We start from the raw sequence: 14838 nt of genomic DNA on the forward strand, positions 1-14838 counted from the left end.
AGCAGTGGAGCCAGAAGCGATTGATTCAGGTTTTTTTGCCGGTCTTGGCGGCGGCCTTGTCCTGACCGTTTTGCAGTTCTTCCATGCGTTGCTCGAGTTTTTCCAGTTTGTTGGAAATATGGCTGAGCTTTTCCAGCAGTTCCTCTTCCCGATCGATAACGCCATCTTCATCGCGAGAGATGAGAAAGGCCGACATGCTGGCGGTAATCAGGGAGAACAGGCCAAAACCCACCAGAATCATCAGCGAGCCGGTGATCCTACCAGCGGGGCTGGTGGGTACCACGTCACCGTAGCCAACCGTGGTGATGGTGACCCAGGCCCACCAGAGACCGTCCCAGGGGCTGTCAATGGCGGGATCCACCACCGAGATAAAGATGCCAACGATGATCATGATGGCTAGGCTGATCAGCAGGGTAATGCCGAGATTATTGCGCGCCAGAAACGAGCGCAGAGTCGACTGGGCGTTAATAAACAATGCGATCAGCAGCAGCAGCCGGAACGAGCGCAGCATCGGCGCCAGAGTGGTATCTTCAAGAATGACCGGCAGACCAGTGATGATGATCACCACGTTCATCCAGTTGTACATTAGGTGGCGCAGCTTGTTGTCCACCAGAAAAGTCAGTACGGCGGTTTCCAGCAGGAAGAAGCCCCAGACAATCAGGTCGCTGACCCAGATAAAGTTGGCATTGACCAGATGGTTGCGCTCGAGATACCAGAGCAGCACCACGCCCATGGCTATCAAGAGCATCGGTGCTTCAAACAGAACACCCATTTTGCGGGCTTGTTCATTCTCACTGCTGGCAACACCGTGCATGCCAATCAGGATCGAGAATTTCGGCAGTTTCAAATCGGACATTGGGAATCTTATCGCTGTTATTACCGGCAGCTTATCAAAAAAGCCTGAAGAAAAAGAGGGTATTGATCAGGTGTGGTCGGTCGCAAGTGATCACAAGGCAAGATCCCGGAGAATGGGTTAGTATTAATTGCGTTAAGGGACTAATGCTAAGAAGTCGCCCAACGAATTGGAGCAAAATAATAACAATGTTGCGAGCAGCATACTCACATCTTAAGACTCTGGTCAGCGAGTACCGCACCAGACCCGAGCAGAGCTTCATTATTTTTCAGGCCTACGTAGGCTCATTTTTTATATTCCTGTTCGGAGTCTACCGCATCTTTAAAGCCGACTGGCCACTGGTGGCGGTCGACTTTCTGATGGTGATAGCGCTGTTGTTACTGGCCTATTTTGCGGCCAGAGATCTTTATTTCAGGGTGGTTACCCTGTGTTTTATCATGGTGGTCGTGGTGGGATCCTGGGCCACCATTCTGTACGGTGGTGAGGGCAATCTCTATTGGTCCTTCCCCGTGATTCTGATCATGTTCTATGTGCTGAGAATCAAAGAGGCGCTGGTGATCAATTCCGTCAGCTTGGTGGTGCTGGCGGGCCTTTATCACGATTCGGGGGTTAATCCGACGGCGTTTATCGCCTGTTATATTCTGGTGACCCTCTACGCCTTTCAGTTTGCCTATCTGATGAAGAGCGATAACGAGCGTCTGGCCTATGAGGCCAGCGTCGACCCTCTGACCAAGGTGGGTAACCGTCGCGCGCTGGATGATGCCATGCTGGAGGCCATTGCGGATTTCCATGAAACGGCCGCACCGCAATCGGTGATCATGCTCGATATCGATTATTTCAAAACGGTGAACGACGACTTTGGCCACAATGTGGGTGATATCTGTTTGCAGCGGGTGGCCGATACCATCAATGCCGTGCTGCCCGAAACGGCCCGATTGTTCCGCTTTGGCGGTGAAGAATTTACCGTGCTGCTCAAGGGTGACTTGCCGCGGGCGACCAGCTTGGCGGAGACCATTCGCCTGTCAGTGGCAGCAGCCACACTGTTGCGTGAACGGCCGTTGACGGTCTCTTCCGGAGTGGCCGAGCTTGCTGGCGGCAGCGATGCCCGGGAGTGGCTGCATCGAGCCGATGTGTTGCTGTATAAAGCCAAGCACAAGGGGCGCAATCGGGTCTGCTCAACCGAGGAGTAAAAACTTCGTTGGCTGTTTGCTCGATATCAACTTTCTGAAGTGGGTTTGCCGTTACGATGCTGAGCGAAAGCATCCCACTCCTATCAATAATAATTCGCTTAATCATGTTTGCAGCATCACTTTCGCGCCTGAATAGATTTGTTCGTCATTACGCCGTTCGCCCGGAGCAAAGCTTTATTGTGTTTCAGGCTTGTCTGGCCTCGTTTTTCATTTTTGTGTTTGGTGTCTACCGGATCATCCAGCAGGATTGGGCTCTGGCGGTTGTCGATATGGCTCTGGTGGTGGCCCTGCTGGCTCTGATTTACTTTGCGCTACAGGAACTCTATTTCCGGGTGGTTTCCCTGTGCTTTATCGCTGTGGTGCTGCTGGGATCGTGGGTTTCCATCGGGCTTGGAGGCAGAGACAATCTGTTTTGGGCCTACCCTGTGGTGCTGATGATGTTTTATGTGCTGCGCATCAAAGAGGCGCTGTGGACCAGTCTCATCAGCCTGGCGGTGCTGACGGTGATGCACCTGCTGTCTGGTACCAGTCCCACCGCCTTTATCGCCTGCTATCTGTTGGTGATTCTGTTTTCGTTTCAATTTGCCTACATGATGAAATCGGACAACGAGCGGCTGGTGCAGGAGGCCTCCATGGATGCGCTGACCAAGACCGGTAACCGTCGCGCGCTGGATGATGCCATGTTGGAAGCCATGGCAGATCTGGCCGAATCGGCGGATAAACAGTCATTGATTCTGCTGGATATCGACTTCTTTAAGCGCATCAATGACGATTTTGGCCACGATGTGGGCGATGCCTGCCTGCGGCGAACCGCACAGGTGCTGCGCGAAGCATTACCCCGGGGAGCGAGTTTGTATCGCTTTGGTGGTGAAGAGTTTGCGGTGCTGATGCAATCGGGCCTGCCCCAGGCCTGTGAGCTGGCCGAGCGGTTGCGAGCATCGGTTGAACAGGCTCCCCTGATCCGCCAGCGGACAGTGACTATCTCCGTTGGTGTTGCCGAGCTGGCCAGCTCTGATGATGCCCGGGAGTGGCTGCATCGCGCCGACGAACTGCTCTATCAGGCCAAACATCGGGGCCGCAACAGGGTGTGTGTCCGGAAAGTTAATCTGGAGCAAATGCCCGTTGAGTGGAATCTGGGAGAGGGCATTTGATAACTAGCCGATAGTTACCCGAACCCAGCCTTCCATAATGACCCGGGCGCTGCGCTCCAGTGTCGCCTGATCAATACACCAGTGGCCCTGTTGATTGCGGCTGGCGCTGGTGCCAATGCTGACGCTGCCCGATGGGTGCCCCAGAGTCAGTTTATCCCGTGTGCCTCCCAGAAGTTGTGCCACCAAGGTGCCCGGGATGTTTGCCGCACTGCCCAGAGCCACCACCGCCGATGCCATCATGGCGTGATGCAATCTACCCATGGACAATGCGCGAGCGCAGAGATCAATCTCTGCCGCGTTGATCTCACGGCCACTGCTGGCAAGGTAGGTCTGGGGGTGATTAAGCCAGATGATTTTGGGGGTGTGCTGTCGCTCGCGGGCTTGCTCCGCAGAGCTTATCAGGCCCATTTGCATGGCCGCCTGAGTGCGGATAATTTCAAGCTGCTGCAGCCTCGATGGCTGATTCAACAGGTCCTGTTCCTGCTCGGTTGCACTGAGGTTGATTTGCCGTGCATCGATAATCACCGCCGCGATACCGGAGTTGATCAGGGTGGCATCGATCCTGCCGCGGGGGTTGATGGCCGTCGGCACGGCAAGGCTGTCCATCGGGTTGCCACTGGGGAAGAGGGCATTTTCGCTGTCGCCGGGGTGTAAAAATGTCAGGCTGATTTTGGCGCCGGGAAAGGCGACGCCATCGATGTAAAAGTCGCCCTGCTCCAATGGCTGGCCGTCGGCCATTGGCACCCGGGCAAGGATTGATTTTCCGATATTTTGTTGCCAAATCCGCACTTCCAACTCGCCGTTTTCAGGAATGGTTTGAGCGTCGATCAAGCCGCTGTTAATGGCAAACACTGCGGCGGCTGCGGTCAGGTTGCCGCAGTTTCCGCTCCAGTCGACCAGTGGTTGGTCGATGCCAATCTGGCCAAACAGATAATCCACATGGTGGCCCGGTTGTTGGCTGGGTGACAGGATGGCCACCTTGCTGGTGCTGGATGTGGCGCCGCCCATGCCATCGATTTGTTTGCCATAGGGATCGGGACTGCCCATGATGCGTTGCAGCAAACGGTCGCGTTCTGGTCCGGCGGACTGAGCAGAGGAAGGGAGATCTTCGAGACGGAAAAACAGGCCTTTGCTGGTGCCGCCGCGCATATAGGTGGCGGGTATGCGAAGTTGGTTGGGCATGTTCTGGCCATTGAAATGGCCCACCCGAGAGGATTCGAACCTCTGGCCTTCGCCTCCGGAGGGCGACGCTCTATCCAGCTGAGCTACGGGTGGGTAGTTATGACGGCCGCAATCATACCCGTCTCTCCTGCGGCCGTCCACGATGCGATTAAATTACGAGATCTCGGGTTTGGATGACACCAGTTTCAGGACATCCCAGTACCCCGGCGAGGCTGGAATGGCATGTTTGGCACGCAGCATTTTATGCAGGCGGGGTAATTGCCAACAGGAGATCTGCGCCAAGGCGTGATGTTCGATGTGGTAGTTGACGTAAAACGGCGCCACAAATGCTCTGGCGATCAGGCCTGCGCGAGTGGTGCGGGTGTTTTTCAGCATGTCGGGGGATTGCTCCGTCATGGCGTGTTCCGCCAGCGCACGGATTCTCAGAAACAGATAATAGGGGCTCAGATAGGCCACCAGCCAGGCCAGAAAGAGTTCGCTGTGGCCGATCCAGTAGCACAGGCCAAACAGCATCAGGTTAAACAGCAGTGTGGGCCAGGCATTTTTAACAAAGGCCGCGGCGTAATCGAAAAAACTCTGACCTTTTGACGGCAGCCGCTCCATGTCGCTGGCCATGGTCCAACGCAGCACCCCGGCATTCATCAGGACCAGCCCGATGATACTTTTTATGGCGGTGATGCCCAGCAGGTCGCGGCTGAATTTTCGGATAAGCGACGTTCGGGAAGTGGGCAGGTCACGGATCAGGGAGTAATCGATGTCATCCCGGGTGCCCGTTTTGGCGTGGTGGACAAAGTGGTGGCGACGGTATTTGTGGATCTCGAGAAAGATCGGATGACCGCAGAGCCAGTTGGCCAGGGTGTCGTTCAGCCAGTTGTTTTCAAACAGGGCGCGATGTGAGGCCTCATGCATCAATATCGCCATAGCCAGTTGTCGGCCGCCGATGATCAGAATTGCCAGAGTCACTGTGACAACAGCAATCCAGAGGGGTTGGCTCTGGGCCCAGACGATCGCGGCCATGGCGGCCGCTACCACCACCCACACGGAGGTGACCGCCCACCAGCCCCAGAGGTTGGAGCGCCGGTGCAGGTCCCTGATGGTTTGCTCTCCCAGCAGTTCGGTTAATTGGCGGCGGGCATTTTGCCGGTGCAGCCCTTCGGCAAACAGGTCAGGTTGGGGGGTGTCCATGGATGCGGCCCTCGCGACGCGGCTTTTTCAACAATCTTAAAGGCTTTTTTCAGGCAGGTAGTTGATCGGGCTTTCCAAGCTTTGCTGCCAAAACCAACGTTTTGCATACAATTGAACGGATAAGGAGGTTTTTACCCCTACGTTTTCTGTCTATAATGCAGCCTGCTAAAAATAGCCGGCTATCTAAATTGAGGATTTATAACGTGAAAGTAAGCAAAACATTACGTCTGCTGAGCGCAGCGGGACTGGGCATCGCCATTTCCATGGCGGCTTCTGCCTCTTCTGTTAACGACGCTATTGCCGAGCGCATCAAGCCGGTGGGCGACGTGTGTATGGCCGGCAGTGATTGTGCAGCGGCTCCAGTGGCTGCAGCGCCCAGCGGCCCTCGCTCTGGTGCTGAAGTCTATGACACCAAGTGCTTTACTTGTCACGCCACGGGTGCGGCCGGTGCGCCAAAAGTAGGCGATGTTGACGGTTGGGCGCCACGCATTGGCAAGGGCATCGACACCCTGTACACCAACGCCCTGAACGGTATCAATGGCATGCCAGCCAAAGGCCTGTGCATGGATTGTTCCGACGACGAGATCACCGCGGCCGTTGATCACATGGTGGCTAGCAGCAAGTAAACGACTTGCGGTTGAACCCATAAAAAAACGCAGCCTTGGCTGCGTTTTTTTATGGCTGGCAATTGCGGATCAGACTTCCAGGTCGTAATCAATGATGATCGGCAGATGGCTGGAGAACTGCTTGCTCTTGTAGATGGTGGCGTATTCCACCCGGTTGCTCAGGGTTTCTGAAATCACCTGATAATCGGTGCGCCAGCCATCGCCCTCACCAATATTCCCGCTGGGCCACCAGCTGTATTCGTCGTTATCGCGATTGGCTTCGCGAAAGGCGTCGCAATACCCTACTTCGTTAAACAGTTGTGACATCCATTGCTGTTCGTGTGGCAAAAAACCGGGCTTGCTGTCGTTGTCCTGCCAGTTCTGAACGTCGTCACGGGTGTGGGCCATTTGCCAGTTGCCACAGAAGATAAATTCGCGGCGCTTGCGGGTGATCTTATCCAGATGAGCCTGCATGTCGTCGAAGAAGCGAACCTTGACGTCCATCGAGTCGTTATCAAGATTGGCGGCCGGTGCCAGCAGGGAACCGATGCTGATCTGTTCGAAATCGGCTTGCAGATAGCGCCCTTGCATATCGATGCCGCTGTTAAAGCCCAGACCGAAAATCAGGGCTTTGGGTTGGTGGCGGCTGTAAATGGCAACACCGTTGGTGTATTCGATACCGGAATCAAAGAAATAGGCAAAATAGCCATCCAGATGGAAAGGGTCTCCGTCCAGTTCGTACTCTTGTGCTTTCAGATCCTGAAGACAGATGATGTCAGCGTCCTGTTCGGCCAACCATTCGTAGAGTCCGCGCTGTGCCGCCTGATGAATGCCATCGACGCATAGACTGATTATTCGCACGTTAGCCCCCCAGCTGAGGACTGTGTATCATACTCGCTCATTCGTTATTGTTTTCTATTTGGTTTGTACAGTTGCCGTTCGATATGGATCGGATACGGGCAGTCCATTTAAGTTAGATCATTTACAGGATATTACCATGCAAAAGTACCAGCGCGACTTTATCCAGCTGGCCATTGAGCACCAAGCCCTGTGTTTCGGGGATTATACCCTGAAATCAGGCAGAACCAGCCCCTACTTTTTTAATGCGGGCAAATTTCAAACCGGAGCAGCATTGTCTGCACTGGGTCGCTTTTACGCCGATGCCATTCGCGACAGTGGTGTCGAGTTTGATGTGGTTTTCGGTCCGGCCTACAAGGGCATTCCGCTGGCGGCCACTACCGCTGTGGCTCTGGCGGATCAGCATGGTAGTGATTATCCCTATTGTTTTAACCGCAAAGAGGCCAAGGATCACGGTGAAGGCGGTTCTCTGGTGGGTGCTCCCCTTCAGGGTGGCGTGCTGATTGTCGATGATGTTATTACCGCAGGAACTGCGGTGCGGGAAGTGATGTCCATAATTGAAGCAGAGGGTGCGCGCCCGGCAGCGGTGCTGATCGGTTTGAATCGCCAGGAAAAGGGGCAGGGTGAACTGTCGGCGATTCAGGAGGTTGAGCGTGATTATGGCATTCCGGTTGTCAGCATCATCAAGCTGGACGATATTATTGCGTATCTGGAAGAACAATCCGACCAGCAGGATAGGGTTGAGAAAATTCGTGAATACCGTCAACAGTACGGTGTTTGATAGTTAACTGAAAATCGGGAAAACAGGCGTGTTGCTGACAATGCTGTTAAAGCGAGCGATGATCAAGCGAACGGGTTGGCTTTTGGTTGGCCTGCTAGTGGCGTCCCAAGGCTGGGCGCAGAAAGACAACAAACCCCGCAAACTCTATTACCGCTATGTTAATGAGCAGGGGGTTAGAGTCATTGAGCACTCCATTCCGCCAGCCTATGCCCAGAAGGGTTATGAAGTGGTTACCCTTGGCGGTGAAGTCGTTCGGGTAGTTGAGCCTGCGATCAGCTCAGAGGCGGCCGAGCAACAGAAACTGGCCCGGGAAGAGGCCGAAAAACTGGCCGCTTGGGACACGGAGCTCAAGCGCCGTTACAGCAGCGTGCGAGATGTGGAAGCCGCCAAGCAGCGAAAGCTCAATGAGTTAAACGGCAATATTGCCATTCTCGACAGCAATATCAGCAGTTTGAAATCTCAAATTGCCCAGCAGCATGCCAATGCTGCCGAGAGTGAACGGCAGGGCCGTAAAATTCCTCAGGCGGTTGTTGATGCGCTGGCAGGCCTTGAAGAAGAGTTGGTGCTGACCGAAGAGCTGTTGCGTGAGCGGCAGAAACAGTATCGGCAGGTGTCGGATAAGTACGATCGCGATCGCGAACGCTTTCGCGTGATTCGCCCGGACTAATGAGCCGGACCCAATAATTACAACAATAAATAATTTCTGAGATTGGGGGATTTATGCAGGCAGAAATTTTTCAACCGGTTCTGGCGATGTTGCTGTTAACACTGGTGGTTTGGGTGGTGTTGTTTGTGCGCCGCATGAAGTATCTGATGGGCAACAAGGTTGATGCCGAATTGGTAAAAACGCCGGAGCAGGTGACGGCACTGTTGCCTGCGGATGTTAATGCGCCGGGCAACAACTTTAAAAACCTGTTCGAAATGCCGGTCATCTTTTATGTGGTTTGTCTGGTGGCCTTTCAGCTGCAGCAGGTGGATGGTTTCCTGTTAAATTGCGCCTGGGGTTTTGTGCTGTTGCGTGCAATCCACAGCCTGATTCACTGCACCTACAATCGCGTTCTGCATCGTTTCTATTCTTACATTGGTTCCAGCGTGTTGGTCTGGGCGATGTTGGTGGATTTGGCGTTAAAGAATTTTTAAAGCCTGACTCCAGGCCACAAAAAAGCCGGGCACTAAGCTCGGCTTTTTTGTGGCTGACGTTATTGAAATTGAATCAAAAGGCGAATGGATTAATTCAATCGATACTGCAGTAAGGCAGTAAAGCTGAAAGTGTCTTCATTCAGCTCGCGGGGAATTTCCGGAAAGGGCGTGGCTCGTTTCAGTGCATCCTGAGCCTGTTCGTTAAACAGTTTGCGGCGAGATTCTTTCAGGGTTTGGTGTTCGATGATTTGGCCGTTGCGATCGATGGTTACCAGCAACTTTACTTCGCCTTCCCAACGCCTCTGAAAAGCCAGATAGGGCGTGGTCTGGTAGTTCTGCAAATGACTGATCAGGTTTTTGTAGTACTGCTGACGCAAAGCCAGAATGGCTTCGGTTTCCGGTGCCGGTTGCAGCTCTGGAGAGGTATCGGTCTGGCCGGCGGCAGGTGAGTCAGTTGGCTCCACGGCGGGTTTTGCCGCCGCCGGTTGGGGAGCCTGTGGAATGGTTTGAGGCTGTGGTTTAGGCTCTGGTTTTGGTTGTGCTTTTGGTTGTGGTGCCTGAGCTTTGACCGCTACCGGCTTGGTGGCGACTACCGGTTTAGTGGCGACTGCCGGTTTGGGTGCAGCCTCAGATTTGGCTGCGGTAGCCTGAGTCAGAAGTTCGGTTTTGTCGGCTGCCTTGGCGGTTTCAATCGTTTCCGGTTTGCTGGCAACTGCGGTTTTGTTTTTGGCGGTAAAGGTTTCAATGGCCTGAGCTTGCTTCTTGCTCACGCTCTCGGCTTTGACAACCTCCTGCGGGGTGATCTTCGGTGGCTTGGCGGCGGGTATGGCTGGCGCCGGAGCCTGCCAGGACTGGATCATTGCCTGACGTTCTTTGGTGTAACTCAATTGGTCGCGACGATCTTGGGCAGCGCCGTCTTTCTCGCCTTTGACCAGGCTTTCTTTGAAGCTGGCCGACAGGGGTACATCACCCAGCCAGCAACTTAATAACAGCGGCCCAAACCGGTTGCCCGTCAGGGTCTGCAGCGTAATGCCGTTGAGGGTTACAACGGTATGTCCGCCTTCGGTATAGCGCACCCGGAAATCATCACCCTGTTGTAGGCGGCCCTTGAACAGGTTGCTGAACTCGGCCAGATGACGGTTCATGGGGGCGAGTTTGTCGCTGCTGTTGTTGATGGTGACGCCTTCCAGCCAGCTGCGGCGGAAACTGCGGCTGCCAATGGTGCGAGCTTCGACGGTCAGGCGCATTTCAAACGGGCTGTTACCGTCGAGAAGTGCTTCAACGTCAAGGTCGCCTTCAGGTGCATAGAAGTCGGCAATAAATTGTGGTTTGTTGAGTTCGCTGTAGGCTGCGGTACTGTGCAGCATCAGGTTCTGAGCAGAGGCAGACAGGGCCACAGACAGCAGGCAGCAGAACGCAGTCAGCCTTGCAAAAGCTTTTATTATTGTCATTGCTATTAACAGTCGTATTGTTGATTGGTCTTATTGTTATCGGCGCGTTGTTTATTGTTTTTTTCCGCCCATTCCATGGCGCTGGTATAGAGCGCAGGTACCAGTATAAGCGTTACGGTGGTCGCAAATAAAACCCCGAACGACAGTGATATTACCATAGGAATCAGAAAACGTGCTTGCACACTGGTTTCGGCCATGATCGGTGTCAAACCGATAAAGGTGGTCAGGGAGGTCAGGATGATGGCGCGGAAGCGATCGCGGCCTGCCTGCAGCGCGGCGTTGGCGGCGCTCAGACCCTTGTTACGCAGCTGATTGATGCGATCGAGCAGCACCAGATTGTCATTCACCACCACGCCGGCGCAGGCGGAAAATCCCAGAATCGACATCATGCTCACTTCGCGCCCCATAATCAGATGGCCGATCACGGCGCCCATAAAACCAAAGGGGATGGCGGTGAGGATCAACAGGGGTTGACCGTAGGAGCGAAAGGCGACCGCCATCATGGCGTAGATTGCCAGTAGGGCAAGGGCAAAATCGCGCCCCAGAGAGTCCATGAATTTCTGCTCTTCGGACATGTCGCCATCCACTTTCAGGGTCATGCCCGGGTAGTCCTGCCGCCAGTTGGGGAGGTTGTGCTGCAGCAGGCTTGCAACAATCTCGGCAGGATCGGCGACGCCATCTTCCACCTCGGCCGTGATATTGATGGAATGGCGCCGGTCGGTGCGCTCAATGCTGCTGTAACCGGGGACAAAACGGATGCTGGCCACGGCTTGCAGGGGAATTTCCCGCTGATCACTGGTGCGGATGCGCATATTCTCAAGTTGATCGATGCGCGAGCGCTCGTCACTGGAGTAGCGAACCATGACTTTGACGTCTTCCCGGCCTCTGGGGATGCGCTGAACTTCTTCGCCATAAAACCCCTGACGCAGCTGGTTGGCGATGTCCGACAGGCCGATGCCGAGAGATTCAGCATGGGGTTTCAGGTCCACTTCGATTTCGGTGCGGGTGGCAGTGAGGCTGCTGCGCAGATCGTAGACGCCGCTGTAGCTAGCCAGCGCTTCCATGACGGCTTCGGTGGCGGCTTTCAGGTCGGTCTGGTTACCATGGTTGAGCGTCAGTGTCAGATTGATGTCTTCGCTGATTTCGTTGATGGTGCTTTCAAAAGTCACTTTCTCGGCGTCAGCAATGGTGCCGATCTGTTCACGCCACAGATCGGCCAGCTCTTGTGGCGTAATTGGATGGTGTTGCTCCTGCACCAGAGAGAGTACGCCGAAGACGCTGTTTTCAACGGCCCAGATCTGGGTGTGTTCGATAACCGGCTGTTGGTATTGCGCCTGCAACCGTTGTTTGATGGCCCAGACCGGCGTTTCGACCCGATCCACCAGTGCCTCCATTTCGCCGAAAGCGATGCCCTCGGGCATATCAATGCGCATCTGAATAAAATCCGAGGGCACTTGGGGCATAAACGTGCGCTGAATCCAGCCCCCGGTAAACAGTGCCACAGACAGACCAAACGCCAGGCCAAAGCCGATGATGGTGATGGTCTTATGACGCAGCATGCGCGCCAGATTGGGCTCGTACACCTGGCTGGCAAAGGTGTCCATGCTGCGCGCCAATTTCTCCCTGAGTCGTTCCAGTCGCGCCAGCAGTGGGTGGGATTCGTCGGGTCGTTCGGGTTTCAGGTGGGCCAGATGCGAGGGCAGAATCAGCAGCGATTCCACCAGTGAAAAGAACAGGGCCAGTATCACCACCACGGGGATGGCGTAGGTCATATCACCCATGCCACCGGGAATATTGAGCAGTGGCATAAAGAAAATCATGGTGCTCAGCACCGCAAATAGGACCGGCTTGGCCACCTGCTTGGCACCACTGGCGGCCGAGGCCTGCCCCTGCATGCCTCGCTGCTGGGCGGTGTAGATGCTCTCGCCAACAATGATGGCATCGTCCACCACGATACCCAGAACCATCAGAAACGCGAACATGGAGATCATGGTCAGGCTGACGCCAGCCAGCGGCAACATGCTCAGGGCGCCGAGAAAGGACACGGCGATGCCGACGCTGACCCAGGCCGCCAGTGCCGGACGCAGGAACAGCATCAGAATCAGAAACACCAGCAGCAGACCGCTGAATGAGTTTTTCAGCAACAGGTCCATGCGGCCTTTGAAAACAATCGACCAGTCACTCCAGATTTCCGCCTTGACCCCCGGAGGCAGTTCACCGGCGATTTGTTCCAGGTGATCGCGGATGGTGGCGGCGGATTTCAGAATGTCGGGTTGCTCGGAGCTGGAAACCTTGAGAAACACCGCAGGGTGACCGTTGAGGCGGGCAATCAGGTTGCGCTCGGCAAAGCCATCCTTGACGCTGGCCACCTGCTTGAGCAGCAGCTCCGAGCCGTCGGTTTGACTGGCGATTACGATGTTTTCAAAGTCTTCGCGGTTGTAGGCCTGGCTGCGGGTCTGTAGCTGGATGTCACCGCTGTCGGATTTGATATTACCGGCGGGCAAGTTGAGTGAGGCCTTGCGAATGGCATTGGCGACTTCCTGAAAACTCAGGCCAAAACGGCGCAGGGCCAGTTCCGAGAGTTCGATGGACATTTCATCGGGGCGGGTTGCCTGCAGGGTGACCTTGGCAATGCCGGGTAGCAGGGCAAGGTCGTCGCGCAACTGTTCACCGGTCTGCTTCAGAATCTTTTCCGGGACGTCGCCATAGACGCCGATGGACATGATTTCACTTTCCCACAGCAGGTCGCTGATTTGTGGCCGCTCGGCATCGACCGGGAAGGTGGAGATGGCATCGACCCGGGTTTTGATGTTGTTGAGCAAGCGCTGAACGTCATAGCCATTGACGGCTTCCACCACCACCCGGCCCAGGTTTATGCGCGATTCCGATTCGATTTTTTCAATCCCGTCGAGATCGGCAATGGCCTCCTCGATCCGCTTTACCACCAGCTCTTCCACTTCCTTGGGGCCGGCGCCCGGGTAGGGGGTTTCAATTTGCACCCGACCGGTTTCAACTCCGGGGAAAACCTCTTTCTTGAGGCTCGCCATATTGAATATGCCCAGCGCCAGGATGGTCACCATCAGCAGATTGGCTGCGATGGGGTTTTCAACAAACCATTGAACCAATCGCTTCACGACTTATTGCTCCCGGGCAGGTTTGATGGCGACCTGCATGCCGGATTTGAGGTAGTGCTGTTTCTCCAGAGCAATGGCCTCGCCCTGGCGCAATTCACCTTGTACCCAGGCAAAATCGGCGTTGCTGCTCAGTACCTTGACGGGTTTTATCTGGACTCTGTTGTGTTCATCGATGGCGTAGACGTGGGCGCTTTGATACAGCCCCGGTTTAGGGATCCGGATCACTTGCTGTAGTGGCTTGCCCTCAATTGTGGCATCCACAAACAGGCCCATCATCAGAGGCGGTGAAGCGCCATAGGGATCGTCCACCTCAGCAATGGTGTAGTAGAGCCGGGTGCGGGTGTCGATGGACGCCTCGGTGCGGGTCAGGCGCCCCTGCCATTGGTGCGGCTGGCCGGCAACGGAGCCGGTCAGGATGACCTGGGGCAGCTGCGCGGCAGGGCTGTGATTCCTTGGCAGTTCAATCAGTGCCGCCTGGCTCTCGGTGAGAGACAGGCGGATTTCAGCGATACTGGAATCATAGGCCGAGGCGATGGGGGTGCCCGGAGTCAGGTACTGCCCGAGATTAACCAGAGTTTGGCGCACCCTGCCGGTAAAGGGCAGGGTGATGTTGGTGCGCGACAGGTTGAGCTCGGCCAGCTGCTGATCGGCCAGAGCCGCTTGCAGGTTGGCTTGGGCCGAGGCCAGTTGCGGTTTGCGCAGAAACAGATCATTGGCCTGCTGGTTGCCCAGATCGCGCCACTCGCGCTTGGCTTGGCGCGCCCGGCCCTGCTCGGATGCCAGCAGTTGGCGGGCGTCGGCCACCCGGGCCTGCGCCCGGATCAGGGCGAAGTGATAATCGCGGTCGTCAATTTTGACCAGGGTTTCGCCGGCCTTGAAGTTGCCGCCGCTGACAAATTTGGGTGATACCTCGATGATTCTTCCGGAAACCTCCGCCACCAGATTGATGTCCCGCTTGGGCTCCACCGTGCCTTGCGACTGGGCCTGCAGACGCCACTCCTGTGGTTCGGCATAGCTGACCTGGATGGCCAGAGGGGCCGCCGGTGCCAGTGGTTGAGGTTGGGGTTTTGGTTTGAGGGTGGCAATGGCAAATAACAGGGGCAGGCCAATGGCCAGCATAAGCATGGGGGTGCGCAGCGATCTGATCCGTGACACTGAAATGTCCTGTTTTTTATATTTGTAAGAAGGTTGAAAACAGCAAATTTGATCATACCTATGGGAAGTATTGGCAGCCATAAAAGATTTGTAAAAACAAGGCTGTCGCTGGCATGTTGATTTGCGCATAATGCCAGGCCTTCTGGCATGTCT

At 55.2% G+C, this 14838-nt stretch carries 13 protein-coding genes and 1 tRNA gene; 6 read left to right on the top strand and 8 right to left on the bottom strand.

Annotation, left to right across the window (positions count from 1 at the left end):
- Positions 1 to 25: 25 nt before the first annotated feature.
- The gene (locus ACPXV9_RS09210; RefSeq protein WP_423896161.1) at positions 26 to 856 is read right to left on the bottom strand and encodes a potassium channel family protein; all 831 of its coding nucleotides are present in this window, start codon (positions 854 to 856) and stop codon (positions 26 to 28) included.
- A gap of 185 nt (positions 857 to 1041) precedes the next feature.
- Between ACPXV9_RS09210 and ACPXV9_RS09215 the strand changes: the two genes are divergently transcribed.
- Positions 1042 to 2043 carry a GGDEF domain-containing protein gene (locus tag ACPXV9_RS09215; protein WP_423896162.1) on the top strand — a complete coding sequence of 334 codons (1002 nt, stop codon included), beginning with the start codon at positions 1042 to 1044 and terminating at the stop codon, positions 2041 to 2043.
- A 104-nt stretch (positions 2044 to 2147) separates the two neighbouring features.
- Positions 2148 to 3194 carry a GGDEF domain-containing protein gene (locus tag ACPXV9_RS09220; RefSeq protein ID WP_423896163.1) on the top strand — a complete coding sequence of 349 codons (1047 nt, stop codon included), beginning with the start codon at positions 2148 to 2150 and terminating at the stop codon, positions 3192 to 3194.
- A 3-nt stretch (positions 3195 to 3197) separates the two neighbouring features.
- Here the strand turns inward: ACPXV9_RS09220 and prpF are convergent, their stop codons facing one another.
- The 3 genes from prpF to ACPXV9_RS09235 all read right to left on the bottom strand — a co-directional run bounded on the left by prpF (position 3198) and on the right by ACPXV9_RS09235 (position 5561).
- Positions 3198 to 4376 (bottom strand): 2-methylaconitate cis-trans isomerase PrpF, encoded by a 1179-nt coding sequence (gene prpF / locus ACPXV9_RS09225; protein ID WP_423896164.1) that lies wholly within the window; start codon positions 4374 to 4376, stop codon positions 3198 to 3200.
- A gap of 16 nt (positions 4377 to 4392) precedes the next feature.
- Positions 4393 to 4469 (bottom strand) — tRNA-Arg (locus tag ACPXV9_RS09230).
- Positions 4470 to 4529: 60 nt separating this feature from the next.
- Positions 4530 to 5561, bottom strand: a complete 1032-nt coding sequence (locus ACPXV9_RS09235; RefSeq protein WP_423896165.1) for a fatty acid desaturase family protein — start codon at positions 5559 to 5561, stop codon at positions 4530 to 4532.
- A gap of 263 nt (positions 5562 to 5824) precedes the next feature.
- On the opposite strand from ACPXV9_RS09235, the gene ACPXV9_RS09240 reads away from it, so the two are divergent.
- Positions 5825 to 6187, top strand: a complete 363-nt coding sequence (locus tag ACPXV9_RS09240) for a c-type cytochrome (RefSeq protein ID WP_423896526.1) — start codon at positions 5825 to 5827, stop codon at positions 6185 to 6187.
- A gap of 69 nt (positions 6188 to 6256) precedes the next feature.
- Here ACPXV9_RS09240 and ACPXV9_RS09245 read toward each other — a convergent pair whose 3' ends face one another.
- A complete protein-coding gene (locus ACPXV9_RS09245; protein ID WP_423896166.1) occupies positions 6257 to 7027 on the bottom strand; it encodes an exodeoxyribonuclease III in 771 nt (256 codons plus the stop codon).
- A gap of 136 nt (positions 7028 to 7163) precedes the next feature.
- Here ACPXV9_RS09245 and pyrE point away from each other — a divergent pair, with 136 nt between their 5' ends.
- The 3 genes from pyrE to ACPXV9_RS09260 are packed head-to-tail and all read left to right on the top strand — an operon-like array spanning position 7164 to position 8945.
- The gene (pyrE, locus tag ACPXV9_RS09250; RefSeq protein ID WP_423896167.1) at positions 7164 to 7805 is read left to right on the top strand and encodes an orotate phosphoribosyltransferase; all 642 of its coding nucleotides are present in this window, start codon (positions 7164 to 7166) and stop codon (positions 7803 to 7805) included.
- A gap of 28 nt (positions 7806 to 7833) precedes the next feature.
- On the top strand, positions 7834 to 8472 hold the full coding sequence (locus tag ACPXV9_RS09255; protein ID WP_423896168.1) for a hypothetical protein: 639 nt from the start codon (positions 7834 to 7836) through the stop codon (positions 8470 to 8472).
- Between the two features lie 53 nt (positions 8473 to 8525).
- Positions 8526 to 8945, top strand: coding sequence for an MAPEG family protein (locus ACPXV9_RS09260; RefSeq protein WP_423896169.1), 420 nt, complete (start codon positions 8526 to 8528; stop codon positions 8943 to 8945).
- An 89-nt stretch (positions 8946 to 9034) separates the two neighbouring features.
- On the opposite strand, the gene ACPXV9_RS09265 is transcribed toward ACPXV9_RS09260, so the two are convergent.
- The 3 genes from ACPXV9_RS09265 to ACPXV9_RS09275 are packed head-to-tail and all read right to left on the bottom strand — an operon-like array spanning position 9035 to position 14685.
- A complete protein-coding gene (locus ACPXV9_RS09265; RefSeq protein WP_423896170.1) occupies positions 9035 to 10396 on the bottom strand; it encodes a TonB family protein in 1362 nt (453 codons plus the stop codon).
- 5 nt (positions 10397 to 10401) lie between these two features.
- A complete protein-coding gene (locus tag ACPXV9_RS09270; RefSeq protein WP_423896171.1) occupies positions 10402 to 13530 on the bottom strand; it encodes an efflux RND transporter permease subunit in 3129 nt (1042 codons plus the stop codon).
- A 3-nt stretch (positions 13531 to 13533) separates the two neighbouring features.
- The gene (locus ACPXV9_RS09275) at positions 13534 to 14685 is read right to left on the bottom strand and encodes an efflux RND transporter periplasmic adaptor subunit (protein ID WP_423896172.1); all 1152 of its coding nucleotides are present in this window, start codon (positions 14683 to 14685) and stop codon (positions 13534 to 13536) included.
- Positions 14686 to 14838 lie beyond the last annotated feature (153 nt).

Source organism: Candidatus Pelagadaptatus aseana, assembly GCF_040362265.1.
In the GTDB taxonomy this organism is placed as follows: Bacteria; Pseudomonadota; Gammaproteobacteria; order Pseudomonadales; family Cellvibrionaceae; genus Pelagadaptatus; species Pelagadaptatus aseana.

Excerpts from the sequence above, each read along its gene's own strand:
- prpF (WP_423896164.1), bottom strand. The coding sequence starts at position 4,376 with ATGCCCAACCAACTTCGCATACCCGCCACCTATATGCGCGGCGGCACC.
- ACPXV9_RS09215 (WP_423896162.1), top strand. The coding sequence starts at position 1,042 with ATGTTGCGAGCAGCATACTCACATCTTAAGACTCTGGTCAGCGAGTAC.
- ACPXV9_RS09240 (WP_423896526.1), top strand. The coding sequence starts at position 5,825 with ATGGCGGCTTCTGCCTCTTCTGTTAACGACGCTATTGCCGAGCGCATC.
- ACPXV9_RS09220 (WP_423896163.1), top strand. The coding sequence starts at position 2,148 with ATGTTTGCAGCATCACTTTCGCGCCTGAATAGATTTGTTCGTCATTAC.
- pyrE (WP_423896167.1), top strand. The coding sequence starts at position 7,164 with ATGCAAAAGTACCAGCGCGACTTTATCCAGCTGGCCATTGAGCACCAA.
- ACPXV9_RS09210 (WP_423896161.1), bottom strand. The coding sequence starts at position 856 with ATGTCCGATTTGAAACTGCCGAAATTCTCGATCCTGATTGGCATGCAC.
- ACPXV9_RS09265 (WP_423896170.1), bottom strand. The coding sequence starts at position 10,396 with ATGACAATAATAAAAGCTTTTGCAAGGCTGACTGCGTTCTGCTGCCTG.
- ACPXV9_RS09260 (WP_423896169.1), top strand. The coding sequence starts at position 8,526 with ATGCAGGCAGAAATTTTTCAACCGGTTCTGGCGATGTTGCTGTTAACA.
- ACPXV9_RS09235 (WP_423896165.1), bottom strand. The coding sequence starts at position 5,561 with ATGGACACCCCCCAACCTGACCTGTTTGCCGAAGGGCTGCACCGGCAA.